The following is a 22,974-nucleotide window of genomic DNA, read 5'->3' as shown; positions in this document are numbered from 1 at the left end:
TGTGACTAGTCTTTGAGAGCTTCAACGACGGCTTTCAGATCAAACCTAACGGCTGAGCCAATCGTCATAAATGGTATACGCTTCTTTTTTCTCCATCTGATTATAGTCTGAGGTGTTACTTTCAAAAACTCGCTAAGTTCTTTCTGTGAGATAGGAGGAGCGGACGGGTTTTTATCCAGCTTTTTGCTGTCCGGATTGATACTCTCAGCACGCTCTTCTCTCAAAGCCTGCTTAATAAGCTCCTTTAAATCAGCCAGGGGAATTTGTGTGAGAATGATTTTATCCATTGTATACCTCCCTGTTGTTTGATACATATTCGGTTAATGACGACCTGGTAATTAAAACGTTTCGTCCAGAAATAACAGCAGTTAATTTTCCAGCCTTTCGAAGCTTGGCAATTTTCTTTCTACCGCAGCAGAGATAACCGCATGTTTCAGAAAGCGTGTAGAGGTGATCCAACGGAGCTGTTTGCTGACTTGCTATATTTAATTCTGTCATACTTTCTACAGGATTTTTCATTTGCTTTGCTTTTGAGCCACAAGGTATCTTGACGAGTCATAAGAGGCCGAACGGAGACGAAACAACGGGGCCGTTGTTATTTATGCGGGGTAAATGGCGGTGTATAGCGGGTATTTGCGGAGTTTAGTATATAAAAAAAGGCCGTGTAAAAACACAACCCTGAATAAATTAAAATGTTTGCTTTCGGTAGCAACTATGTAAAAAGAGATTAATTTTTTGAAAGCTTAAATGCTGCTTCGGCCTGGGCAATACTGTCGTTCAACTCTTCCAAGCTATCAATATTAATGCCTCTCGCGAAACTAACCGGTATTTTTTTAGTCGTCAAAGCCTCTATAAATAAATCTTGTAAATGCTGGGTCCTGTCACGCTTAATATTTTTAAGACTGTACTTGTCATTTAGCATTACGAAGAGATCATTAACGCGGTTTTTGAAGTCCTCAACAATGGTTTCACCAGCTTTATCTAGCTCGTTATTTTCAGCCGCCGGCCTCTCTCTTTTCGGCTTATTTTTTTGGAAGCTGACAAGCCTCAGTGCTTTGTATGCGGCTACTTGTTCATCGGAAAATCGCCACACTCTACCGAATTTGTGGCCCTCTAGATGGCCCTTTTTAATAGCCTTTATAATAGTATCAGGATCCAATTTTAAATGTGCTGCCAATTCTTGCATTGTATAATTTGCCATAGGGTAAGTCTTAGCTCCAATCGCTTGGAATGTCAATGATAAGGCCGTTATTTTTAAGCTCTTCTATTTGCGTTTTTAATTTTTGTTCGTTGGATGTTAGTGCCGGGGATCCTTGGCAAATTGCGAACAATCGTTTTTCCAGTCCATCCGGAATAGCGCTTTCGGATCCGGATTCTACAATGATATTTTTCTTACCAGGCATGCTTTATACTGCTTTTAATTTAGGAGGTAATTTGCCCCAGGCTTTCGCCATAACTGTTTTGGAATGATCTTCGGTAAAGCTGATATACCTTTGGAAGCTCCGATAATCAGAGTGCCCGCTTATACGCATAACCTCCTCTGCACTTATACCCTTTTTAAGTGAAAGTGTGCAAAAACTCTTTCGGGCTACGTGGATTGTTATGAGTTTATATTTTGGAAAGGTTTGCTCCTCCTTTTTAACACCGCGAAATCTAACTATTTGTACGGGTGAATCAATGCCGGCCAATTCGCAAACCTCTTTCAAATATTTATTTGTTTTTTGGTTTGATATGACAGGCAGGGGCTTGACTAAATCCCGGTATTTATTTAATATTGATTTGGATACAGGGGTTAACGGTACCATTAACGGTTCCTTTGTTTTCTTTACTGTGAATCTTATCTCACCCGGACCTATGTGCTCCCTTTTTAAATTGAATAAATCCGAATACCTTAACCCGGTGGCAGTCGAAAAGCAAAAGACGTCCCTTACCTGGTCAAGCTTTTGTTTTCCAGAAAGATCTAAATTATAGAGAGCGTTAAACTCCGACTGAGTGAGGGCGATAACTTCTAGGCTTTTCTCTTTTTTTATTTTGAAGTCTTTGTACTTTTCAGAGATTGCAATGCCTTGCGTTTTCGCATAGGATAGAAATGTCTTGACGGTACTTAAATTTTTAGCCGTAGTAACGTTGTTTAACTTCTGGTCCGAAATTAGAAAATTTTGAAACTCCATAAAAAAATTATAGTCAACCGTGTTGAAAGTAATTTTCTTTTTTCTTGCAATCTGGAAAGCTTGTAGATGATTTTTTAGCGTCTTATAAACAGCCAGGCTCCCTGGTTCCCTAGTTTCCCTGTGGTCTGTAATGTATTTATCAATGAATTCAAAAAGCTGATTTGTCGGCGCCTCTTTTTTTGTTAAGGGGCTTCTGTTTTCTTTTAGTGAGGTTACTACCATTTCGGCAGAGTAGGTGACTCTATTAAGCTCGAATCGTTTTTCAATATCTGCAATGTCTTTACGAATTGCGTTCAATCTGTTATTTATTTCGTCTACTTCTTTCGCCGCCGGGAGTAAATCGTAGTCTATGCCAGGTAGTAATTTCTTGGCTGTTTTCCGGTCTAGGTATAAGGCTAACTGTTCTACATCGTTCCAATTCTCAACGTGAAGTTTTTCTCTAGTTCTAAAATATTTCCTTTGCCCCGAGATTTGATAAACTAGCTCAACGGGAGCCAGGCCTTTACTATCCTGCTTATCATTTCTTAAAGTGAATCGAATAGTACCCATAAGTAAGCGATTGAATGTAAATTAAAGTTGCTACCCCTGTAAATGTTAGGTAGCAATAAAGGTAGCAAATAAATTGTTAACAAGAAAGAATTAAAATTAACCCTACACTATTAAATGGCTTAACTGTAGGGGGTTTAACGATATCATAGTATACACGGTTAACATTCCAAATAGTCAGGGTTCGACTCCCTGCAGCTCCACCTGAGGGGAAACTGACAAGTTTCCCCCTTTTTCGTCTATTATAAGCAGTTGCTTTTCCTTTAAAATACACGTGTTGTGGGACAAGGCATCAGTTATGCCCATCGTGCCAAGTTGATTTTTTAAAATCTTCGTAAGTTGTTCTATGCTCCCCCAGCAAGATACTGGACAATAATAGTTTGTGTGGCGCAGAGAAATGTATAGTTTTAAAGCATACTCAAAAAGGCGGCCCTTGAACCCTGTGTTTATTATTCTTATTTTATTACCACGGTTTAATTGACGCGTTATAAATGATAAAGAATATCACTTTTTTTTGTACCATGCTAACTGATTAATGATTTGTTGTCAATTTCACTCATCGTTGCAAGGGCTTTTGCATCCCACCAAGTCTAAGCGCTTCTTCAAACTAGTAAACAACGGCACTGCCGGAATACCTTGCGCAAGTATCCCGTTGGTGAATGTGCTGTTGCGGTGGAGCAGGGATCACCCTCTGCAATCCTCAGCCAAATAAGTAATTGGTGTTATCAAGACTGCTCCTCTGTTTTTTATCAGTTTTATTTTTAATAATTCAAACTGGTATTGAAACAATAAACCCGCTCCCCTCACTATCTTTTGTTTCCACTTTCAGCTCCCCCCCATGTGCTTTTACAATATCATAACTTAAGCTTAATCCTAGCCCTGTTCCCTGTCCGGATGGTTTGGTGGTAAAGAAGGGTTGAAAAATTTTGTCTATTATGTTCCGTGGAATACCATTGCCATTGTCTGCAACTTTTATTTCCACCTTTCCATGCATCTTTTTTGTACTTATTGAAACGGTTGGTTCATAGTTTTCAATTCCTGATCTCTTTTTTTCATCTACAGCATAGAATGCATTTGTAATTAAATTTAAAATTACCCTGCCAATATCCTGTGGAATAATATTGATATTACCGATGCATTCGTCAAAATTTGTTTTTAATGCAACATTGAAAGATTTATCTTTTGCTCTTAACCCATGATAAGCAAGTCGTAAATATTCATCAGCCAGTTTATTGATATCAGTTGGTTCAATCGTAGCATTGCTGTTGCTACGGCTGTGCTGAAGCATTCCTTTTACGATATCGCCTGCCCGTTTACCATGGTGATTTATTTTTTCGAGGTTTTGTTTCAAATCCCCGGCTATTTCTTTTGCTTCCTGTATATTTCCTTTGTTAATTTCCTCGTTCATTTCATCGACCAGCTCGGCACTTACTTCACTAAAATTGTTGACAAAGTTTAAAGGATTTTGAATTTCGTGTGCAATGCCTGCGGTAAGTTCTCCAAGGCTCGCCATTTTTTCTGACTGAATTAACTGTGACTGTGCCGCCTTCAGTTTACTAAGCGTTTCTTCCGCCGTTAATTTCTGAGCGGCAATCACTTCGTTTTTGTGCTGCAGATCTTTATAAGTATGGTTAAGCCGGTTGCGGCTGCGGCTGATTACCCATAAAATAATTGCGAGGGAAAAGAGCGCCGCCAGTGCGGAAAAAATTAACCATTGTTGCTGCAGTGTTTTACGCTGAAACGCAATTTCTTTTTTTGAAAATTCGTAGCTGGTTTTTTCTATCGCTACTGCACGCTGACTTGCCAGGCTATTGAGGCTGTCTGAATTTGTTTTATATATCCTGTAATAGGCGATGGCTTTTATCCCATCACCCATGCCTTCATAAATGGAAGAAACTATTTCACTGGCATCTCTTATCAGCTGCACCTGGCCCATTTTTTCGGCTCTTTGCAGTGCCTCCAACCCATCAGCCAGCGCCTCTTTCAACATCCCCTGCCGGTTGTAGGCTTTTGCCAAACCAATTAAAGCATTGCAAATATGCGTGCCATTATCTTTTTGTTTTGAAAGCGCCAGTGCATTGTTAAAAAGGTAAACTGCTTTTTGCAAACTGTCTGTCGCGTAGTAAATTTCTGCAAGGGACAAGGAGGTAGTTAACAGCATTTCCTGGTCGTTAATTTGTAAGGCCAGCTTGTTCGCAATAGAAAGGTTATGCAGCGCCTTAACGTTGTCTTTCATTTGCAGGTTTGCTTCACCTATGCCGTTATAAGCGAGGCTCATGCTGCTGGTATCGAGCATAGCTTCTGCCACTTTAAGTTTCTTTTGATAATCATTTTCGGCTTCCACAAAATTACCCTGGTGAAAATGTACAATAGCTATGTTATTGAGTGTGGCACCAATCAATGCTTTGTTGTCGGAAGCTTCTGCGGTCTTAAGCGATTCATAAAATTTGTTCAGCGCCTCTGCATAATTACCCTGGTTAAGATGTATCATGCCAATCCTGTTCAGTACAAGTGGCAATACATCCCGGGGACTATTTTTTTGTGCAAGCAGCAACGCTTTTTCATAATAACCCAGCGCTTGTTTATAAATTCCTTTAGTTTGAAAAGCATCTCCCAGAATAATAAAGGTATTCGTTTCACCTTTAAAGTATCCGGCTGAATGGCTACGTTCGGCGTTGCCCGCAAGCAGGGCAATTGCACTGTCAGGATAGCTGTAAGAATAAATATAAGCGAGGTCGTTCAACGTATTTACATAAGCAGTATCAGACAGGTAGACCTGCCGCTTTTCAAATTGTTTTAATTTTTCTTTTAACTGAAAAACATCTGCATCATTTTGTGCTGTTACAAAAACCGGAGTACCCATTGCAATCAGTACAGCTAAAACTGTTATTTTAAATAATAACTTCATAACTAAAATTGGATGGGTACTGATGTAAAACTAATACTGATCAAACATTCTTTAAAACATATCATTCAAAACGCTTAAAATTGTTTTTCCTGAACCAGTATACAATTTGTATTGCGCCTGAAAAATAGAACAGCAGTTGATCTTACAGATGATAACCGGAATGACAAGATTTTTAATTGGGAATAATCAAAAAAAATGTTAGGTTTAACTATAAATATGAAGATATGGAAAATTCGATTAGTAATTTCTCAGAAAACACAACTGGCTTCGCTGAATCAGAAAACCAGCTTTTAGATTTTTTTCGTGACGCTGTTAATTTAGCCGGTCCGGGTGATGAAGAAACAGATGAGGGTGAACCAGAAGTGAGTGACGAGGATGCTCCGCCACTTGACCCGACAATTGTTCATTCGCCTGTTCCACCGCAAACTGGTGGAAAACCGCCACTGCAGCCGTAGGGGTTCTATAGTTTGATTCATTTAATACTTCACATTTATTCTGTGGCGCAGCTATGCTTCACTGATAAGATTGCTATCGCTGTTTAATTCCTCCATTTATACGACGTTTTTTTATTACAAACAATTGCAGCTGATATTTTCTGATAGCAAACAAGCTGTTTATTTTTGCGGCGCCAACTGTTGTTATCAATTAATTTGGGTGCACGTTTAAACACTATTTTTTATGAATAAAAAAACAATTTACCGCTTTGCCAGGCCTTTTAAAAATTACTTTGTAGGATTGATAATGCTTGTATGTTGCTTACCGGTGCATGCGGGCGGTTATAGCAATTACTTTGCATCCGGGGATGTTATCAAAAAGCATAAAAGCGATGACAAAGCCAGGCTGTTTTTAATAACAGTAATTGATTCAGATGATGAAATTATTGGACAAAGATGTGAAACAGACCTTGAAGAAATAACAGCCAGCTTTGAAGATTTTTCTTCGTGGCTTGATATGGTTACTCTAGTTCCAAAAGTAATTAAAGGCAAACAATATAGTAAAGCTTCAGTAAGCTATGCTATCAATATCTGGCTAAAATCAATGGCGCCAACCAAGGCAGATATCGTGGTATTTTATTTCAGCGGTCATGGATTTCGGTTTCAAAACGATACAAGTGTTTATCCCCGGATGTGGTTAAAAACACCCGATGATCAAAATACGGCCACTGCCAACCTGAGCCTGGAGGAAGATATATTTAACCCCATCGTAAAAATGGGAGCCGGCGTTAATATTGTTTTAAGCGATTGCTGCAATTCGGTTCCCGGAGCCAGGGCCGGTTCCGCAGAGAAGATGACCAAACGTAAACGACAGCCGCCGAAACCCGATGAAATGGAAAATGACACGAAGGATTTTGATAACCTTTTTATGCCAGATAACCCGCTATCCATCATCGCTACGGCCTCAGACTCCACAGAACTTGCCGGCGGAACCCCAACAGAGGGAGGATTTTTTACGCATTTCTTTCTGGAAGCACTTGATGAAAGTATATACGATGACGAACTGCAACCTACATGGGAAAGCATTCTGAATTTTACCAAAGACGAGGCCCGCAAGAAGGCCCTTGCCTCTGAGTGTCCGGAGAATAAGCACAATGAAAGTGGAAGATGTATTCAGATAGCAAAATATAGGATCCTGGAAGAAACAGCAACACCAAAATAAAAATTTCCCTGTGTTTTTTACTTTCATAAGAATGCAGGAGTACCTGACGCAAGTACATCTTCAAACAACTAAACTTTTCCATTGTCGTAAGGTTTGCGTCAAGTTGCCGCGGTTTGAGGCGGTAGTCATTTATCTTTTGTTTTACCTTTTCACCGGATTTTTAAAATACAAAAGACTTAACCCGGGTCATCGTTTATCCATTATTGAAGTTGGAATTTGCCTCATTAAATAAATAAAAAAATGAGACAATTATTCATCACTTCAAACATGTTGGCAATGGCAACAATGAGCAGCTTAAACGCACAAAATCAACAGTCAGATTTTTATATAGTAAAAGCCTGCGAAGATCATTCAGCTGTTATAATGGAGCTAATTGATATAACCGGATTACAACTTAAGTCAATGAAGTTGAAGCACATTACAAGAAAAACTCCAACGAAGCTAACAAGGTATTTTTTACCACGAACAGGTTTAAATCTTTTATTCTTTTCTGAAACAGTATGTAAAAATATTCCGGTTAAAAAAGAAGCATTACCCTCCCGGATAGCAGAGCCTCAATATGCCGCGTTGAATTATACCTGATTTCCGGCATTACAAGCAAGTATGATCTTTTGTAAATGCAATCAAGGGATAAACTGGATTTTGAAAATAGCATATAATTCGGCCGTACAATTCTAACCAGCGGACGAATAATTTGTTTTTAAAACCATCCTGCACGTGAGCAGTTTTAATTGAATCACCCCTGATAAATAACACCCTGCTTTGGGACAGTTTTAAGCCCTGTTCGTCCCTGCTATTGTTGTTGTCTCGTCTACTAACAGTATTTTTATTCAGTCATTGTATAAAACTCCTTCAATAAGATATTGACCAGGCAATATACACTCAATGATATGAATGAATATTTCCAAAGATGCAGGCTGAAAACTCGCCTGTACCTGCACGTGAAATGAATATCAGGAAGTGCAAAAAAAGTAAAGCACTTTGTTGATACCTGACCGCCCCTACTGAAAGCTCCGAAACTTACGTCTGCTTCCAACAAGAATTACTGTCACCATGTCTATTATCTGAGTGTTTGCCAGCGGCTATTATATGATAGCCTGAATACGCATAGCCAGATATACCCCTTTCTTTTAATCAAACCAAAATACACCCCCAATGAGCTTAGTATTTACAAACCACACACCGGCAGTACGTCAACACAGAGATGCAGCATGTAACAAGCGTATTGGCAAACTACTCAGAACAATGCTTTTGTTAAGCATCTTTTTTTGTACGTCGGTGACATTAGAAGCCCAAACTATGTGGGCACAATCGAGAACAGGGGTTGCTTCTGCTGCTTCCCAATTCAAAGTGAGTTTTAATATAACAAATGGTTCCCTGCATATTGAAACGTTTGCCCAACACCCGGATTACTGGATGCAGGCGGCCAGCCACTATATGGCATATCTTCGGAGTGCTACCCTTTCATTTACTACTGATCGCGTTAACTGGACGCCTTTTTTTCAGTTTGGCAATAGTCAGAGCACAGTTGCCTACACCACATTTCTCCCACCTTATAACCAGTTGTCTAATATCATGCAGGTAGACAATGCGCAAATACGATACGTTGATTTGTACCTGGATAACAATATGAAAAACATCAAAGCCATAAAGATCGATTTTGAAATGTGGGGCGAAATTTGTTGCGGCAATCATGACTGGTATATTGGCTCTGATACAAAGGACATTGCCATTCCGCAGTTTACGGCAATCAATACGCCGACAGTTGATTTTGCTACGGTTCAAAACAATGGCGTTTTTGAACCGAAAGCTATATTTAGCTATACCAAAACAAGCCTCGGTGACATTGACAGGATCAGCAATATGGTTATAAACGAGTCCAGCCCGCCACAAGATAAACGCCTGACAGGCTACCTGGCCGTGGCTACCAGCGGATCCAACCAACTCCCCGCATTGAACGTTGTAAAAAATTATTATTACCAGCAGCTGGCGTATAACGAAAGATGGTACAATAGCTCAATAGCTGTTGCTGTACCTGCTTTTACCTTTCCAAAAACCGCGGCAGCTGCCTATGATCCAGTTGCTCAAAAGGTAACATTTTCATGGACCATCGACCCGGTAAGCGGCACCAATTTTATCAACGACAAATTTAAAATACAGGTAGCCAACAACGCCAATTTTACGGATGCAAGAGAAGTGAGTTATGATTATGATCCGTCCCAATCATCATTTAGTTATGTAGTCGATAAAGACCTTTCGCCACAGATGTATTTTAGGGTAGCGAGGGCGCATACGGGTTTCAACTGGGAACTGGCAAAGCAGGCCAGTACACCTGTTACTTTCACCACCATTCCATTAACGGCTACGGCTGTTTTACAAAATAGCAAAACAGCCATGCTTACATGGAACCCGTTGGCGACAGCCTGGTTACCCGGGGCAGCATTCGTGATAACCCGTATCAACAACACAGCAAAAACGCAAAGCGAAATCCGATTGAATAAAGCTGATTTTGATAAGGGTACTTACAGCGATGTGCAAATTTCAACCTGCAACAGTTATAATTATACCCTGCAGGTTTTACCACCTGTTGGCTCCAGTTTTACTGCCTTCGCCCCGGTGCAAATTCCCAATGAAATATTGCCAACCGAAATTGGATCGCTGATAAAACTGGATGTTTCAAAAGGCTATTTCCCCGACAGAACAGAACTGCGTTGGTCAACCAATGGCAGCTTTGATAACTTTATTATAAAGCGTGCTGTTTATGGAACTACCAATTTTGTACAAATGGCAACGGTGCCCGGCTCAACCAACAGCGAGTACCAGACGGATGATGCAAAAGGCACGCCCGGTGTGTATTATACCTACCAGGTAATAGGTGCTGTAAAGTGCAACAACACAACGGTGTTCTCAAAAGAAACATTGGCTGGTGTTGGCTTCAGAAGTCCTACCGGTAATATTTATGGCCGTGTTACTTATGATAATGGCCAGGCAGTTCAGGATGTTTCTGTACGCCTGCAAAGCAACGACCAGGTGCAATTGGGTAAAAGCATTTACCTGAATGGCACCACAAATAGTTTCCTGCAACTGGACAGTACAACTGCGCCATTTTCCGACTCAGCCTTTACTGTTGAAGCATGGATAAAACCTGATGTTGCCAGCCCCGTAAACCAAATGCTGTTTTACAGGAACAACCAGTATGCATTGGGCTTTGATGCTGCGGGTAAATTATTCTTTTCTTACAAAGGCATTATTGCAGCAGGAACTTATGCCAACGCAACCAACACATTTGTTCACGTTACCGGCATTCATAAAAAAGATTCGTTGTTTATTATGCTGAACAGTACCGTGATTGGTAAAATACCAGCGGCATATAGTGCATCGGTTCCCGACAAGAAAGTGTACATAGGCCGTGGCCAGACTGCACAGCAATTTAAGGGATACATTGATGAAATGCGTGTGTACAACATTGCTATTTCACAGGCTGATGCCATTAAAAATCAAACGCGATTATTTAGCGGCGATGAAACGGGTCTTGCAGCATACTGGCGATTTGATGAAGCGATCAAAGACCAGTTTTACGACCTGTCGTTTCATGGAGAAACTTACAACAGAAATAACGGGATTATGAGCGCAGCTGATGTTACGCGGTCGGGTATTATACCAACCGCCGACCAGCTTGCACTTAAATCATTTACAGATCTTTCAGGCAATTATTTTATTGCCGGCATTCCCTATACCGGCAATGGTACAACTTATACCATTGTGCCATTAAAGGGTACACACCAGTTTGATCCGGTTTCTGTTAACAGGCTTATCTCTCCCTCATCCACCCAATTTACGGTTGATTTTAAAGACAAGTCGTCTTTCGCTGTTTCCGGATTTGTGTATTATAAAAACAGCACTGTGCCGGTGCCTGGTGTTCAATTTAAAATTGATGGACAGTATGCGCAACAAAGCAACGGCACCATTTTAGAAACGGATGAAAATGGGCGGTTCAGCATCCTCGTGCCAGTTGGTACACACGAAGTAAAAACGGTAAAAGCCAATCACGGTTTCGCCAATGATGGAAAAATTACTGACCGCAATGGCTTTAATTTAAACTACCAGGACAATATTGCCGGGCTTAGTTTGACAGATACCACCACCATTCGTTTTATAGGCAGGGTTGCAGGTGGAGCTATTCAGCAGGATTTGCCGCTTGGTCATTCCGTGTCGGTAAACAATCTCGGCAAAGTGGTGAGCATAACCTTGTTATTGCCTACAGGTAATAAGTATTTATTAAACACGGCTGCGACAAGCCAAAACGTTACACTCAATCACCTGTTGCCTTCCAATGTAACAGACTCATCAAAAATTCATAAAACAAAAGTTACCTACAATGCCAACAGCATTGTTATTACACCGGATTCTTTAACCGGTGAATTTGTGGCCGATCTTATGCCGGTTAAATTTCTTGCAGCTACAGTAAATGTTACGGGGTGGGGCGATATATTAAACGGCAAACCTGTATTGCTGGACTTTATCGATAAATTCAGTGTGCAAAGCTCCGTCCGCCATTATACTGATTCAACATTAAACAGTCAAAACACCTACGATACCAATAACTATTATGACAGCCTTACTTATAACGCATCCTACAAATTTATCAAACGCGTTACGCCTTCGGTAGAAATTTTACAACAGGATAATGACGGTAAGGGCTTGCCGTATTTTGGAAACCTGGAGTATGAATCCGTATCGCTTACGGGTCAGAAAGAGAACGTTGTTGTAGTAGACACAACCGCCACAGGCAAGGCCATCTATAATTTTGGCAACCCTGTGTTCATTCAAAATCAACAATACACTTTTGGCATCAAAGCCTTTGAACAATACCCGTTTTATGCCAGTGTGGTAAATGGCGTGCCGGTAATACAGCAGGTTGGCGGCAAAAATGTATTGGATAATGTACCTACCAGCGATGGTTTTGTATCTGTATTAAACAGGATCCGCAATGGTACAGTGGCACCGGATACCTTCAGGCTGGATGACAAAGGCATGGCGGAATATAAATTTACCGCAGGCGACCCAAGCCCGGCAACGCAGGGCATAAAAGATTTTTCCACCAGTATTCGTTTTGGAGAAGCAACCACCATCAACTGGACATGGTTCGGCGATCCGCAACTGAAGGGCTTTGTAATTGGAGGAAAACTGACAGGTACTGATTTTGTAACAGCCGGGCCAGATAAAGTATTGATGGTACTCCGTGATCCTCCAGGTTCTAAAAGTTTCTCTTATGCAGAAAAGGGATCTACCATTACCAATTCAACCACGTATAGCGGTAAGGTTGACCAGGTGGGCGACCTTGACCTGACACAAAAACTAGGTGCTGAGTTGGTAACCTTTACCGGCTTTGGTGTGGGAGTCATTAACTCCGCTGTAGCATCTACCGGTGCCAGTATTGGCATTCATCATGAAGAACATTATTCCAACACAAGTACAAAAGAGTCATCCACCACGCTCACAACAAAGTTTCAAACCAGCGACGATCCGTTGTTTGTTGGCCCGGTAGCGGATGTATTTATAGGTTATTCAACCAACATCACCTACGGGCAAAGCAACAACATCACCATCATCAAAAGAACTAACCTGAAGGCTTCTGATATTTTATTGTTTCAGTCTTCGCCTACCAGCACCTACATTGTTATTCAGAGGGCCGGCATTAATGTGGGTGAAACATTCGGAACCTTATTTGCTTTTCCACAACAGCATATTGAAAAGGTATTGATTCCGAATCTTATCAATATAAGGAACATTGCCCTGTTACCAGCTACCACTTCGTTAGCGGATGCCCAGTCCCTGGCTGACAGCAAGCAAAAAGCAGTGTACATTTCCAAACTTGCTAATGACGATCCCAACTTTGGTAAATCAAATAATGATACCACGGCGTTTGGCCCAACTGCCAAAACCGATGCGTTTGATAATGGAAAAAGCTACCGGATATTGTTCCCTGCGGGCTCTCTATACCGCACGGATACCATCATGATTTTGAACCAGTATGTATCCAACTGGGAAAAAAGAATGGCGGATAACGAGAAAGCAAAATTGGAGTCTTCGCTGATTCAAAACTATTCTTTCCACGCAGGAAGCCCGATAGAATATTCCACCACTACCACCATCAACGAAACAAAAGAAAATGCTTTTAATTTTATCATTGCGTACCAGGGCGGCAATTCCAGCACTGTAAAAATTAATGGTATTGGAATGGAATTTAAATACACGGAATCGATAGGAACCGACCAGGGCGGCAGTGTCGGCAGCAGTACAGAAACAAGTTCAACATTGGGCTTCAATCTTATTTCCGAAGGCACGGATGATTATTTTAGTATCGATCTGAACAAGGCAGCCGATAACAGCCTCGTGTTTCATACCAAAGGTGGCGTAAGTGGTTGCCCTTATACCGGGGCCACTATCTCTAAATATTATCAGCCAGGCACATTAATTGATCAACCTACACAGCGCATTGAAGTACCGGTTTTATTAGTGGACAACCCGGTTGTAAATGATGTTCCTTCCAGCCGCAAAGCCACTTACAACCTTACATTGCGCAACGAATCAGAAGCCAAACTTCCGGCAACATTTGTAATCGGTTATGTTGACAATGATTCCATAAAAGGCGCTACCATTGCTGTGGACGGCAGCCCGATAGGTGGCGCAGGCCGTGCGGTGTATTTACAATATGGCGAAAGCATCACTAAAGTATTGACCATAACAAGAGGGCCGAATGCAATGGATTATAACAACATCCAGATATTGCTGCACTCCAGTTGCCAGTACGATCCTACCGGCTACCGGTCGAACATTGCTGATACCGTACTTGTTTCAGCGCACTTTATTCCTTCCTGTTCAGATATCAATATCAAATCACCAAAAGATAAATGGGTGCTTAATTCCGAGTCGCCGGTCAATGCGCAGGGAAGGCGTTACCTGCCCATTATCGTTGACCAGTTTGATGTGACCAACAGTTTGTTTGATCACATAGAATTGCAATACAAGCCCACATCTTCGAGTACCTGGATTACCGCGATGAAGTTTTATTCGGATTCAGTTAAAATGAAAGCCGCACAGGGCGAGAAGCAATTCATCACCAACGCATCCGGCATCATTTACAATTTTGTAATGGACGATGGATCTTTCAACGACCAGAATTATGATGTGCAGGCGGTTAGTTATTGTAAAGTGGGTGCTGGTTTTGTTACAACGGAATCTAACCTCATCACCGGTATAAAAGACACGTACAACCCACGTTTGTTTGGTACACCACAACCGGCAGATGGCGTGTTAAGTGTAAACGACGATATCAGGCTGAACTTTAATGAAACAATTGCAGCCGGTCTTTTAACCAACAGCGATTTCCAGGTTACCGGCATCCGCAATGGCGTAAAAGGTGATCATGCAGTGAGTGTTAAATTGGATGGCACCACAAATTATCTCGCTACAGAATTTGAAAAATGTTTCACAGGAAAAAGCATTACCACTGAAATGTGGATACTTCCTTCAAAACAAGCCGACCAGACTTTATTCAGTCATGGTAGTGCTATTGAGTCATTGGAACTGTCATTGACAGCCGATAATAAAATGCAGGTTACGGTCGGTAGTACCATCATAAAAAGTCCTTCCGCATATGATTATAAACCTGGCGAATGGGCGCATGTGGCCATGATATACAATGATAAGAGCAAAACCGTATCCGCCTTTTATAATTTTGTTGAGATGATACATGCTGCACCTGTGAACCCATATACCGGCACGGGACACATCGAGTATGGCCGCAGTATCAGCAAGCAGAACAGTTACTTTGCCGGCAAGATGCATGAAGCCAGGATATGGAATGACACACTCAATTCCGTCAAACTGCAGGTGAATAGTTTAAGCATGTTATCAGGTGCTGAAAATTCATTGCTGGCGTATTACCCGATGAATGAAGGAAAGGGCTCGGTTGCATTCGACAAAGCACATGGTTCCAACGCGGCACTGAATGGATTGTGGAGCACACCTGCCGGTAAAGCCATCAGCCTCAACGGTAACGGCTATGCTAAATTGAACACTTCCTTTGCACCGGTGCTGGCTGCCATGGATTATACCATTGAACTATGGTTTAAAGGAGATGCCACGCAAACAAACAGCACGCTGGCCAGTAATGGCAAAGGTGATGGCACAGAGTTCGGTGGTTCGCTCAACCTGTTCAACCTTGGTTTTGAAAGCGGCCTGCTCACATTCCAGAACAATGGATTTAAAATACAGGCCACCGGCAATTATCTCGACAATAAATGGCATCATGTGGCAGTTGCGGTAAACCGTAATTCAGGCAGTGCACAGCTATTGGTAGATGGTGTACTGAACCAGTTTTCTGACGCTAAAAATCTGGGTGGAATTGCTGCAGCGGTTACCTATCTCGGTGTCAGAACCTGGTATAGCGCAGATGCTACGACAGTGCCAAAATTTGATCGTTATTTTAAAGGGTATATTGATGAATTCAGGATATGGAACACTTACATGAACCAAACGCTGGTATCCAAAAATAACAATGTGCGTTTGATGGGTAATGAGTTCGGACTGATGGCATACTACCCGTTTGAGAACTATGAAATGTTCCAGGGCAATACCAGTTTGTATTTTTCGCCGAAGGATTTAAAAATACAGGAAGACGTTAATGCCATTGTACCTGATGCAGTTTTGCTGAATGCTGTAGCCAGCGATGAGGCGGCCCCAATGAAAGACCACGGCCCGGTTGCTAACCTCAATTTTGATTTTGTGGTAAACAACGATGCACTCATCATCAACATGCAGGAGCCAAAACAATCCATCGATAAAACCGTCATCACCTTTCAGTCAAAGAATGTACGCGACATGAATGGTAACAAGATTTTATCGCCTGTTACCTGGACAGCTTATATAGATCAGAATCAACTGAAATGGAGTGATAAGGAAATCAACCTGGTGAAGGAAGTGAATGCGCCCTTGAGTTTTGAAAGCCACCTGGTAAACAGTGGTGGAAGTTCCCAGCACTTTACATTGTCAAACCTGCCATCCTGGTTGAAAGCAGATCCGCTGACCGGAACTGTTGATCCTAAGGGCAACCTGACCATTGAGTTTACGGTAAATGACGGATTGAATATTGGCAGCTATGAAGAAATTATTTTCATGCGCAATGACAACAACGAAACAGAAGCGCTGAAATTAACCCTGCAGGTAAACGGAAAAAAGCCAAACTGGGTTGTTAAGCCCAGCGACTACCAGTACAACATGAATGTGTACGGAAAAATAAGGCTCAATAATCTTTTCTCTATCAGCAAAGGTGATATGCTGGGTGCGTTTGTAAACGGCAAGTGTGTAGGCGTAGCCAACAATACTTATAATGCATCCAACAACCTGTGGTATGTTTATCTTACCATGTTCAGCAATGACCTGGCAAACAACAATGTGGAGTTCAGAATCTGGCAGTCAAGCACCAGCAAGACTTTCAGGGCAACACCATCTACTGTTGTCAACTTCGCCAGCAATGCCATTATGGGGTCACCTTCCCTGCCTGTAATTTTTGATGGCAGCAGCATGTTGTACCAGGATATGGTCATCAACGAAAATTGGAACTGGGTATCCTTTAACCTGGGCATACCAGTCAATACTCCGGTAAGTACAACTTTGGCCAATGGCTTGTGGACCAGCAATGATTTAATTAAGAACGACCTGACCGGATTCAGTAATTATACAAGCACAGGCTGGACTGGATCTTTAAAGAGCCTTGACAATATTTCGCTCTTTAAATTAAAAGCCACCAATGCCCAGTTACTCACATTAAACGGCATACCGGTAAACGTTAGCACTACGGCCATACCATTGAAAGGCGCCCGCTGGAATTACATCAGCTATCTGCCGCAGGTGAATGCTACCATTAAAGAAGCATTGGCCGGGTACAAAGCACTTGACCAGGACGTGATTAAGTCGCAGACAGGGTTTGCTATGTACAGTGCACAAAACGGATGGATCGGAAGCCTGAATTATCTGGAACCGGGTAAAGGGTACATGTTATACAGAACACGGGCAAATGATACGGCTTTTTTCTATCCGTCAATCATCGGAAGTCTTTCAGGCGGAAGACCCATAACTGGCGGTGTGATCGCTAATCCTGATCAAAGACCGGTACCGGGCAACTTCAGCAATGCCAACAACATGACCATCATTGCCACGGTGGCTGCCGACTTTGATTTCAGAAAGGGTGACAGTGTTATAGCATTTGTAAATGGTGAGTTGCGTGGAAAAGCGAAGCCTATTCTTAATCCGGAAATAAACAAGTTCAGTTACTTCTTTAATATAGGGGGCGAAGCCGAACAGCCGTTGGTGTTTATGATAGAAAGGGGAGGCAACATTGTCGCACAATCCAGTACCATTGTCAATTACAGCAACAATACCATCATGGGTACGTTGAACCGGCCACTGGAATTACATTTTGTTAAACAGGCAGGTGCGGTCACCGTGTATCCAAATCCGTTCAACAATATTACCAACATCAGCATCAATTTAAGCGGACTACCTGCGAATGAGACTCATGAAATCCGCCTGTCGGTGGTTGATGCAACAGGAAGAGTAATATTGACAAAACCAGTTCAAAAAGTGTCAGGCACTGGTTACACCACCAACTGGAACGGAAGAAATGCAGGCGGTATGATGAGCAGCGCCGGAGTGTACTTTATTCACACGATCATTGATGGTGTGCCGCATATTGATAAAGTAGTTAAACAATAATTGATAACACAGATCCGGGTTTGCAGCAGTGGCGTACAGACTGCCCTGCTGCAAACCTTCTTAAAACTATGTAGCATGAAAAGGATATCAGTTGTGCTGTTGATTTCCCTCGTCCTGGCAAACTTCGGGTGCAGTAAAAAATCGGCAGATATGCCGGTACAGGAAGTTGTTACTTTTCCAATGCCAGACTGGAAAGCAGATGATACCGGCAAGTACCCGGCCACCATGACCGCCGTAATTGCTTTGCCTTCGGCACTTGCTGCCAATGCGATGGAAAATGATCAACTGGCCGCCTTCATCAATGATGAATGCCGGGGGGTAGGGGTAGTGGTAAAGGTGGATAAACAGAATCTGTTCTTTGTGCTGGTGCAAGGCTTAACCGATGAGACAAATAAAATTACCATCAGGTATTACAGCAATAAAACAGCTTACATGTACAAGTCGGAGCCTGTAATCACTTTTTCGGCAGATGCAACTTATGGAACAGCTGAAGATCCGCAAATAGTAGCGCTTACCCAGGTAAAGAAATAATGAATGCGACCGGGGGATTTAGTTTTGATCCTGATGGAAATAGCAATATAGTTTAAGAAGCTGTTACCTTCTTAAAAAGCAGGCCTTACATACATTGACGGTAAACGTTATCAATACTTATTAAGCAGATTTGCGACTACCTATAAAGTATAAAAGCCGCAGCAAGATTTTGATTGAACGCCGGTAATTTTTTAACCCTTGATTTTTCAGGGGTTTTTTTGTGGGCAGCCGGTGAAGCAGAAGTATCCAGGCACTTCCTTAAGGGGTTAGCCGGTGGTACAGACGACTTCTGATGCAAGCAGGTTTCAAATTTAAAAAGCTTAAATGACGGAGTTAGTCTTAAAAATATTTACCTTGAAACCGAAGACAGCCATATATGAAATCATAAATACATCATCTAACGGCTTGCGCATTTTACAATTATAGCTGACCACCAACACTAAATCTAAATACTGAACCATCATGAAAAAAAAATGGCTTGTACTAACGCTTTTTTTGTGCAGCACATTAGCCGCTGCTATTGCGCAACAACATGCGCCGCAACTTTTTGCAGATAGCCTTGTAAAACCCAGGATGCGTATTATCATCGACAATGATTTCGGCGGCGATCCCGATGGCTTGTTTCAACTGGTGCATCACCTGCTGTCGCCTTCTGTTGAAATACGGGGTATCATAGGGTCTCATTTAAGAGCAGGAGATGGTTTCGATCCTTCCAAAGAAACTGCAGCCAATGCAAAAAAGAAAATAGAGGAAGTACTAAACATCATGAATGCCGGCAAAAGTTTTAATGTATACCAGGGGTCAAACGTTGCGCTGGAAAACGATAGTACGGCACAACCATCAGCTGCAGCAAGTGCTATCATTAAAGAAGCCATGCGGGACGATACCAAGCTTCCTTTATACGTAGTATGCGGTGCTGGTTTAACTGATCTTGCAAGTGCATATTTAAAGGAGCCGGCCATCGCAAGCCGTTTAACCTTGATCTGGATTGGTGGGCCGGAATATGCCGAACTGGCTACGCCGCCGCCGGGCTACACAAGCCTTGAATACAATCTGGCAATAGATCTTAAGGCCGGGCAGGTAATTTTTAATCAGTCAGCCATTAATGTCTGGCAAATTCCAAGAAACGTTTATCGCCAGGTTATGCTGCCTTACTCATCATTGTTGCTCAAGGTAAAAATACAGGGCAGGATAGGAGCGTATCTAACTACGAATATTGAACGCGTTATGAAGATGGGCCTTAAATATAATTTCAATGTTGGCGAAACCTACATTATTGGTGACAGCCCACTGGTGCTGTTAACTGCGTTGCAATCTTCGTTTGAGGCGGATCCTTCATCAAGCTTTTATGTACTGCGTCCGTCTCCGTTGATTAATAGCCAGGGTTTGTATCAAGTAAATCATAAGGGAAGAAATATACGGGTGTATACAGCATTGGATACGGGATTGTTGCTGGAAGATTTTTTGTCCAAATTGGTCTTGTTTAATCAAAATAAATAAACGATTAGTAACGGATATGTGAAATTGACCAACACTTTTAAAGCCTGCAGCTTAGCATTTCTGCTTATCTTCAAAATAAATTACCTGTAACGATTAAAAAATTGCAAATGAAAAAAATAACTCTTTTTACTTTAGGCCTGTTGGCCATTGCTAACGCTGCCATCAGCCAGCTGGTAACCGGCGAAAATATTGCGGTAACCAGCACCAATTCCGGCAAAGTGCGGGGATATATTAACAACTCAGTGTATACCTACAAAGGCATTCCGTATGCGGAAGCCAATCGCTTTGAATCACCGCGGCCACCCAAACCGTGGGATGGTGTTCGCAGTTCAATGGTATACGGCCCGGTTGCGCCTTTACTCGACCCCATTACATCGGTTCAGGATGAAGGAGAGTTTATTTTTCATCACGATTTTGGCTATACAAGCGAAGATTGTATGCGGTTAAATATCTGGACAAAGGGTATTGATAACTCAAAGAAAAGACCGGTTATGTTTTGGATTCACGGTGGCGGTTTTACAGCCGGTTCATCGCAGGAGCTGCCTTCTTACGATGGTGAAAATCTTGCGAAAAATGGAGATGTTGTAGTGGTGTCTATTAATCACCGGTTGAATATATTGGGCTTCCTGGATCTTTCTGCATATGGGGAAAAATACAAACACTCAGCCAATGCAAGCATACTGGATATTAAAGCCGCATTGGAATGGGTAAGGGATAACATAGCCAATTTTGGCGGCGATCCAAACAACGTCACCATCTTCGGTCAGTCAGGCGGAGGGGCAAAAGTTAATACCTTAATGGCCATGCCATCTGCAAAAGGGCTGTTTCACAAAGCCATCAACGAAAGCGGTTCGTTCAGATCGAATATGCTTGAAAAAGCAACTACCCGGTTAATTACGGCAGAAGTATTAAAGGCATTGAACCTGCAGGCTGGCCAGGCGGATAGCCTGCAGCATATACCGTTTGCACAGTTAAGCGAAGCAGGTAAAAAGGCCCTTAAAGTGGTAGCTGATAAAATGAAAGCAGATGGTAAACCAGCACCGGGCTTTGGTTTGAGCTGGGGACCCAGCATCGATGGAGAAGACCTTCCCTACCAGCTCTTTTCAAAAGAAGCGTTCGAATTATCAAAAAATATTCCATTGCTGATTGGAACTACAAAAAATGAATTCGCCCCTTTTGCAAACGGCGCCCTGAACAATGCGTCGCTTGAAAAAATAAAGGAAGTAATCAAAACCCAGCGGGGCGATAAAGCAGAAGCCTACCTGGCCGCCGTTAAGAAGGCATATCCCAACGATACAAAGCCAATCGATTTGCTGGATGTTGATGTAATGTTTCGCCCGGGCGCAGTTAGCCAGGCCAATGAAAAATCCGCATTGAATGCGGCACCTGTTTATATGTATTTGTTCACCTGGCAATCGCCTGTGATGGATGGTAAATACAAAGCCATTCACTGCATGGAAATTCCTTTTGTATTCAATAACATTCAACGTTGCAATGAGATGACCGGTGGTAATAAAGATGCCTATGTTTTAGCCGATAAAGTTTCCAATGCATTTATCAATTTTGCAAAAACCGGAAATCCGAATCACAAGGGATTACCCAACTGGCCTGCCTATACAACGGCAAGCACTGCTACCATGCACCTGGATAATACCTGCGAAGTAAAGCCACAAATGGATAAGGAGTTATTTGACCTGGTAAAGTAAGTACGGTTAATTTTGTAAGGAGATTAAAGGCAATATCTTATTGTCGCAAAACATCCGGATGCAGCACGTAAAAGGTTTGCCAATCATTGTACAGACTATGTTGAAGATAGTTTAAGGCGCAAGGGTTGGCAATCCTTTTTTTAAGATGCCTGCTAATTGAAGGCATATCGTTTTCTTTTTTACCCCATCATTGGAAGAATTGCCAAAAGGTATTCTGCGGTTTATATCCGGCAAATTTATTGCTGTCGTATTCTATAAGACGCTCGCTCGCTATTTTGTGTAATGCTGAATTGGATCTCGTATAGTGATTTTAACAGAGCACGCATACAATTGAAGAAATGCGCTTTTAAACTGCAGCTGCTCAACCCAGCAAATTGCAGCAACTAATTTAAACTGAATACGCATGGATTATTTAAGGGAAATCATAATCAATTTTGAATTGCATTCGGTTGAGGGAATCAATAGCTGTTTTAAAAAGGGCGTAAATCCCAATGAGATGGCGGATGGTAAACCGCTTATCTACTCCTTAATCAACATGTATACACGCGGACCACTTTTTAAAGAATGCATCCGGGCCTTTGTAGAGTATGGAGTAGATTTCGAAGACAAAATATTACTGTCGGTTTTACTGGATGATGCAACTGCGCTGAATATGCAATTAAATGAAGATAAAGCTGCACTGCTAAAAAGATATCCCTTTGACTGTACTTTTACACCACTCCGGGAAGCTTCCCTGTTACACATTTGTGCTGAATACAACCACTTAGCCTCTGCGAAAGTATTGGTGCAACATGGTGCCGATTTAAATGCAACGGCTGGACTTGACGAAAATGGATTTGGCGGACAAACTGCCATTTTTCATACAGTAAACCAGGACGCCAATAAAAGCATTGATGTGTTACAATATTTGATTTCTAAAAAGGCCGACCTCTTACACACGGTAAAGGGGCTGGTATGGGGCAAAGGCTATGAATGGGAAACTTTTATTCCTTCGGTAAACCCAATCAGCTATGCTATGATGGGATTGCTGCGCCAGTTCCAGCGTACCGAGGCGCATATTTATACTGTTGTTTCCCTGTTGATGAAGGCTGCTTACGGAACTGAATATTATCCTCCCAATGTGCCCAATAAATACCTTAATATTTGAAAAATAACTTTGCTGAACTGTTTTTACAGA

The 22,974-nt window shown here is 41.9% G+C and carries 14 protein-coding genes; 8 read left to right on the top strand and 6 right to left on the bottom strand.

The features are described from left to right. Positions 1-5: 5 nt before the first annotated feature. From QWZ08_RS20030 to QWZ08_RS20005, 6 genes are all read right to left on the bottom strand, one after another. Positions 6-287 (bottom strand): helix-turn-helix domain-containing protein, encoded by a 282-nt coding sequence (locus tag QWZ08_RS20030; RefSeq protein ID WP_290339321.1) that lies wholly within the window; start codon positions 285-287, stop codon positions 6-8. Then, entirely contained in the window at positions 280-519 is a 240-nt protein-coding gene (locus tag QWZ08_RS20025; RefSeq protein WP_290339320.1) for a helix-turn-helix domain-containing protein, read from the bottom strand. The genes QWZ08_RS20030 and QWZ08_RS20025 overlap by 8 nt, the downstream gene beginning before the upstream one ends. Positions 520-727: 208 nt before the next feature. After that, positions 728-1,201, bottom strand: coding sequence for a helix-turn-helix domain-containing protein (locus tag QWZ08_RS20020; RefSeq protein WP_290339319.1), 474 nt, complete (start codon positions 1,199-1,201; stop codon positions 728-730). Between the two features lie 10 nt (positions 1,202-1,211). Next, entirely contained in the window at positions 1,212-1,403 is a 192-nt protein-coding gene (locus QWZ08_RS20015; RefSeq protein WP_290339318.1) for a hypothetical protein, read from the bottom strand. Positions 1,404-1,406: 3 nt separating this feature from the next. Beyond that, positions 1,407-2,720: a site-specific integrase gene (locus tag QWZ08_RS20010; RefSeq protein WP_290339316.1), complete on the bottom strand. Its 1,314-nt coding sequence runs from the start codon at positions 2,718-2,720 to the stop codon at positions 1,407-1,409. 766 nt (positions 2,721-3,486) lie between these two features. Beyond that, on the bottom strand, positions 3,487-5,625 hold the full coding sequence (locus tag QWZ08_RS20005; RefSeq protein ID WP_290339315.1) for a tetratricopeptide repeat-containing sensor histidine kinase: 2,139 nt from the start codon (positions 5,623-5,625) through the stop codon (positions 3,487-3,489). A 224-nt stretch (positions 5,626-5,849) separates the two neighbouring features. Here QWZ08_RS20005 and QWZ08_RS20000 point away from each other — a divergent pair, with 224 nt between their 5' ends. The 8 genes from QWZ08_RS20000 (at position 5,850) to QWZ08_RS19965 (ending at position 22,944) form a co-directional block, all read left to right on the top strand. Beyond that, the gene (locus QWZ08_RS20000; protein ID WP_290339314.1) at positions 5,850-6,080 is read left to right on the top strand and encodes a hypothetical protein; all 231 of its coding nucleotides are present in this window, start codon (positions 5,850-5,852) and stop codon (positions 6,078-6,080) included. A gap of 223 nt (positions 6,081-6,303) precedes the next feature. After that, positions 6,304-7,281, top strand: a complete 978-nt coding sequence (locus tag QWZ08_RS19995) for a caspase family protein (protein WP_290339313.1) — start codon at positions 6,304-6,306, stop codon at positions 7,279-7,281. Positions 7,282-7,521: 240 nt separating this feature from the next. Continuing rightward, complete coding sequence (locus tag QWZ08_RS19990) at positions 7,522-7,863, top strand: hypothetical protein (RefSeq protein ID WP_290339312.1); 342 nt, start codon at positions 7,522-7,524, stop codon at positions 7,861-7,863. A gap of 573 nt (positions 7,864-8,436) precedes the next feature. Further along, on the top strand, positions 8,437-18,060 hold the full coding sequence (locus QWZ08_RS19985) for a LamG-like jellyroll fold domain-containing protein (RefSeq protein WP_290339311.1): 9,624 nt from the start codon (positions 8,437-8,439) through the stop codon (positions 18,058-18,060). A gap of 75 nt (positions 18,061-18,135) precedes the next feature. Next, positions 18,136-18,591, top strand: coding sequence for a hypothetical protein (locus QWZ08_RS19980; protein WP_290339310.1), 456 nt, complete (start codon positions 18,136-18,138; stop codon positions 18,589-18,591). 462 nt (positions 18,592-19,053) lie between these two features. Then, the gene (locus QWZ08_RS19975; protein ID WP_290339308.1) at positions 19,054-20,091 is read left to right on the top strand and encodes a nucleoside hydrolase; all 1,038 of its coding nucleotides are present in this window, start codon (positions 19,054-19,056) and stop codon (positions 20,089-20,091) included. Positions 20,092-20,198: 107 nt separating this feature from the next. Continuing rightward, a complete protein-coding gene (locus QWZ08_RS19970; RefSeq protein WP_290339307.1) occupies positions 20,199-21,797 on the top strand; it encodes a carboxylesterase/lipase family protein in 1,599 nt (532 codons plus the stop codon). Positions 21,798-22,200: 403 nt separating this feature from the next. Beyond that, the gene (locus QWZ08_RS19965) at positions 22,201-22,944 is read left to right on the top strand and encodes an ankyrin repeat domain-containing protein (RefSeq protein WP_290339306.1); all 744 of its coding nucleotides are present in this window, start codon (positions 22,201-22,203) and stop codon (positions 22,942-22,944) included. Positions 22,945-22,974 lie beyond the last annotated feature (30 nt).

This window comes from Ferruginibacter paludis (assembly GCF_030409685.1).
Classification (GTDB): Bacteria; Bacteroidota; Bacteroidia; order Chitinophagales; family Chitinophagaceae; genus Ferruginibacter; species Ferruginibacter paludis.
Note: the sequence above shows the minus strand (reverse complement) of the source record. Positions and strands in the feature narration are given on the sequence as shown.

Bases quoted from the DNA above. Each gene is read 5' to 3' on its own strand.
- QWZ08_RS20025 (WP_290339320.1), bottom strand. From the start codon at position 519: ATGAAAAATCCTGTAGAAAGTATGACAGAATTAAATATAGCAAGTCAG.
- QWZ08_RS20010 (WP_290339316.1), bottom strand. From the start codon at position 2,720: ATGGGTACTATTCGATTCACTTTAAGAAATGATAAGCAGGATAGTAAA.
- QWZ08_RS19965 (WP_290339306.1), top strand. From the start codon at position 22,201: ATGGATTATTTAAGGGAAATCATAATCAATTTTGAATTGCATTCGGTT.
- QWZ08_RS19995 (WP_290339313.1), top strand. From the start codon at position 6,304: ATGAATAAAAAAACAATTTACCGCTTTGCCAGGCCTTTTAAAAATTAC.
- QWZ08_RS20030 (WP_290339321.1), bottom strand. From the start codon at position 287: ATGGATAAAATCATTCTCACACAAATTCCCCTGGCTGATTTAAAGGAG.
- QWZ08_RS19970 (WP_290339307.1), top strand. From the start codon at position 20,199: ATGAAAAAAATAACTCTTTTTACTTTAGGCCTGTTGGCCATTGCTAAC.
- QWZ08_RS19985 (WP_290339311.1), top strand. From the start codon at position 8,437: ATGAGCTTAGTATTTACAAACCACACACCGGCAGTACGTCAACACAGA.
- QWZ08_RS20005 (WP_290339315.1), bottom strand. From the start codon at position 5,625: ATGAAGTTATTATTTAAAATAACAGTTTTAGCTGTACTGATTGCAATG.
- QWZ08_RS19975 (WP_290339308.1), top strand. From the start codon at position 19,054: ATGAAAAAAAAATGGCTTGTACTAACGCTTTTTTTGTGCAGCACATTA.
- QWZ08_RS20020 (WP_290339319.1), bottom strand. From the start codon at position 1,201: ATGGCAAATTATACAATGCAAGAATTGGCAGCACATTTAAAATTGGAT.
- QWZ08_RS20000 (WP_290339314.1), top strand. From the start codon at position 5,850: ATGGAAAATTCGATTAGTAATTTCTCAGAAAACACAACTGGCTTCGCT.
- QWZ08_RS20015 (WP_290339318.1), bottom strand. From the start codon at position 1,403: ATGCCTGGTAAGAAAAATATCATTGTAGAATCCGGATCCGAAAGCGCT.
- QWZ08_RS19990 (WP_290339312.1), top strand. From the start codon at position 7,522: ATGAGACAATTATTCATCACTTCAAACATGTTGGCAATGGCAACAATG.
- QWZ08_RS19980 (WP_290339310.1), top strand. From the start codon at position 18,136: ATGAAAAGGATATCAGTTGTGCTGTTGATTTCCCTCGTCCTGGCAAAC.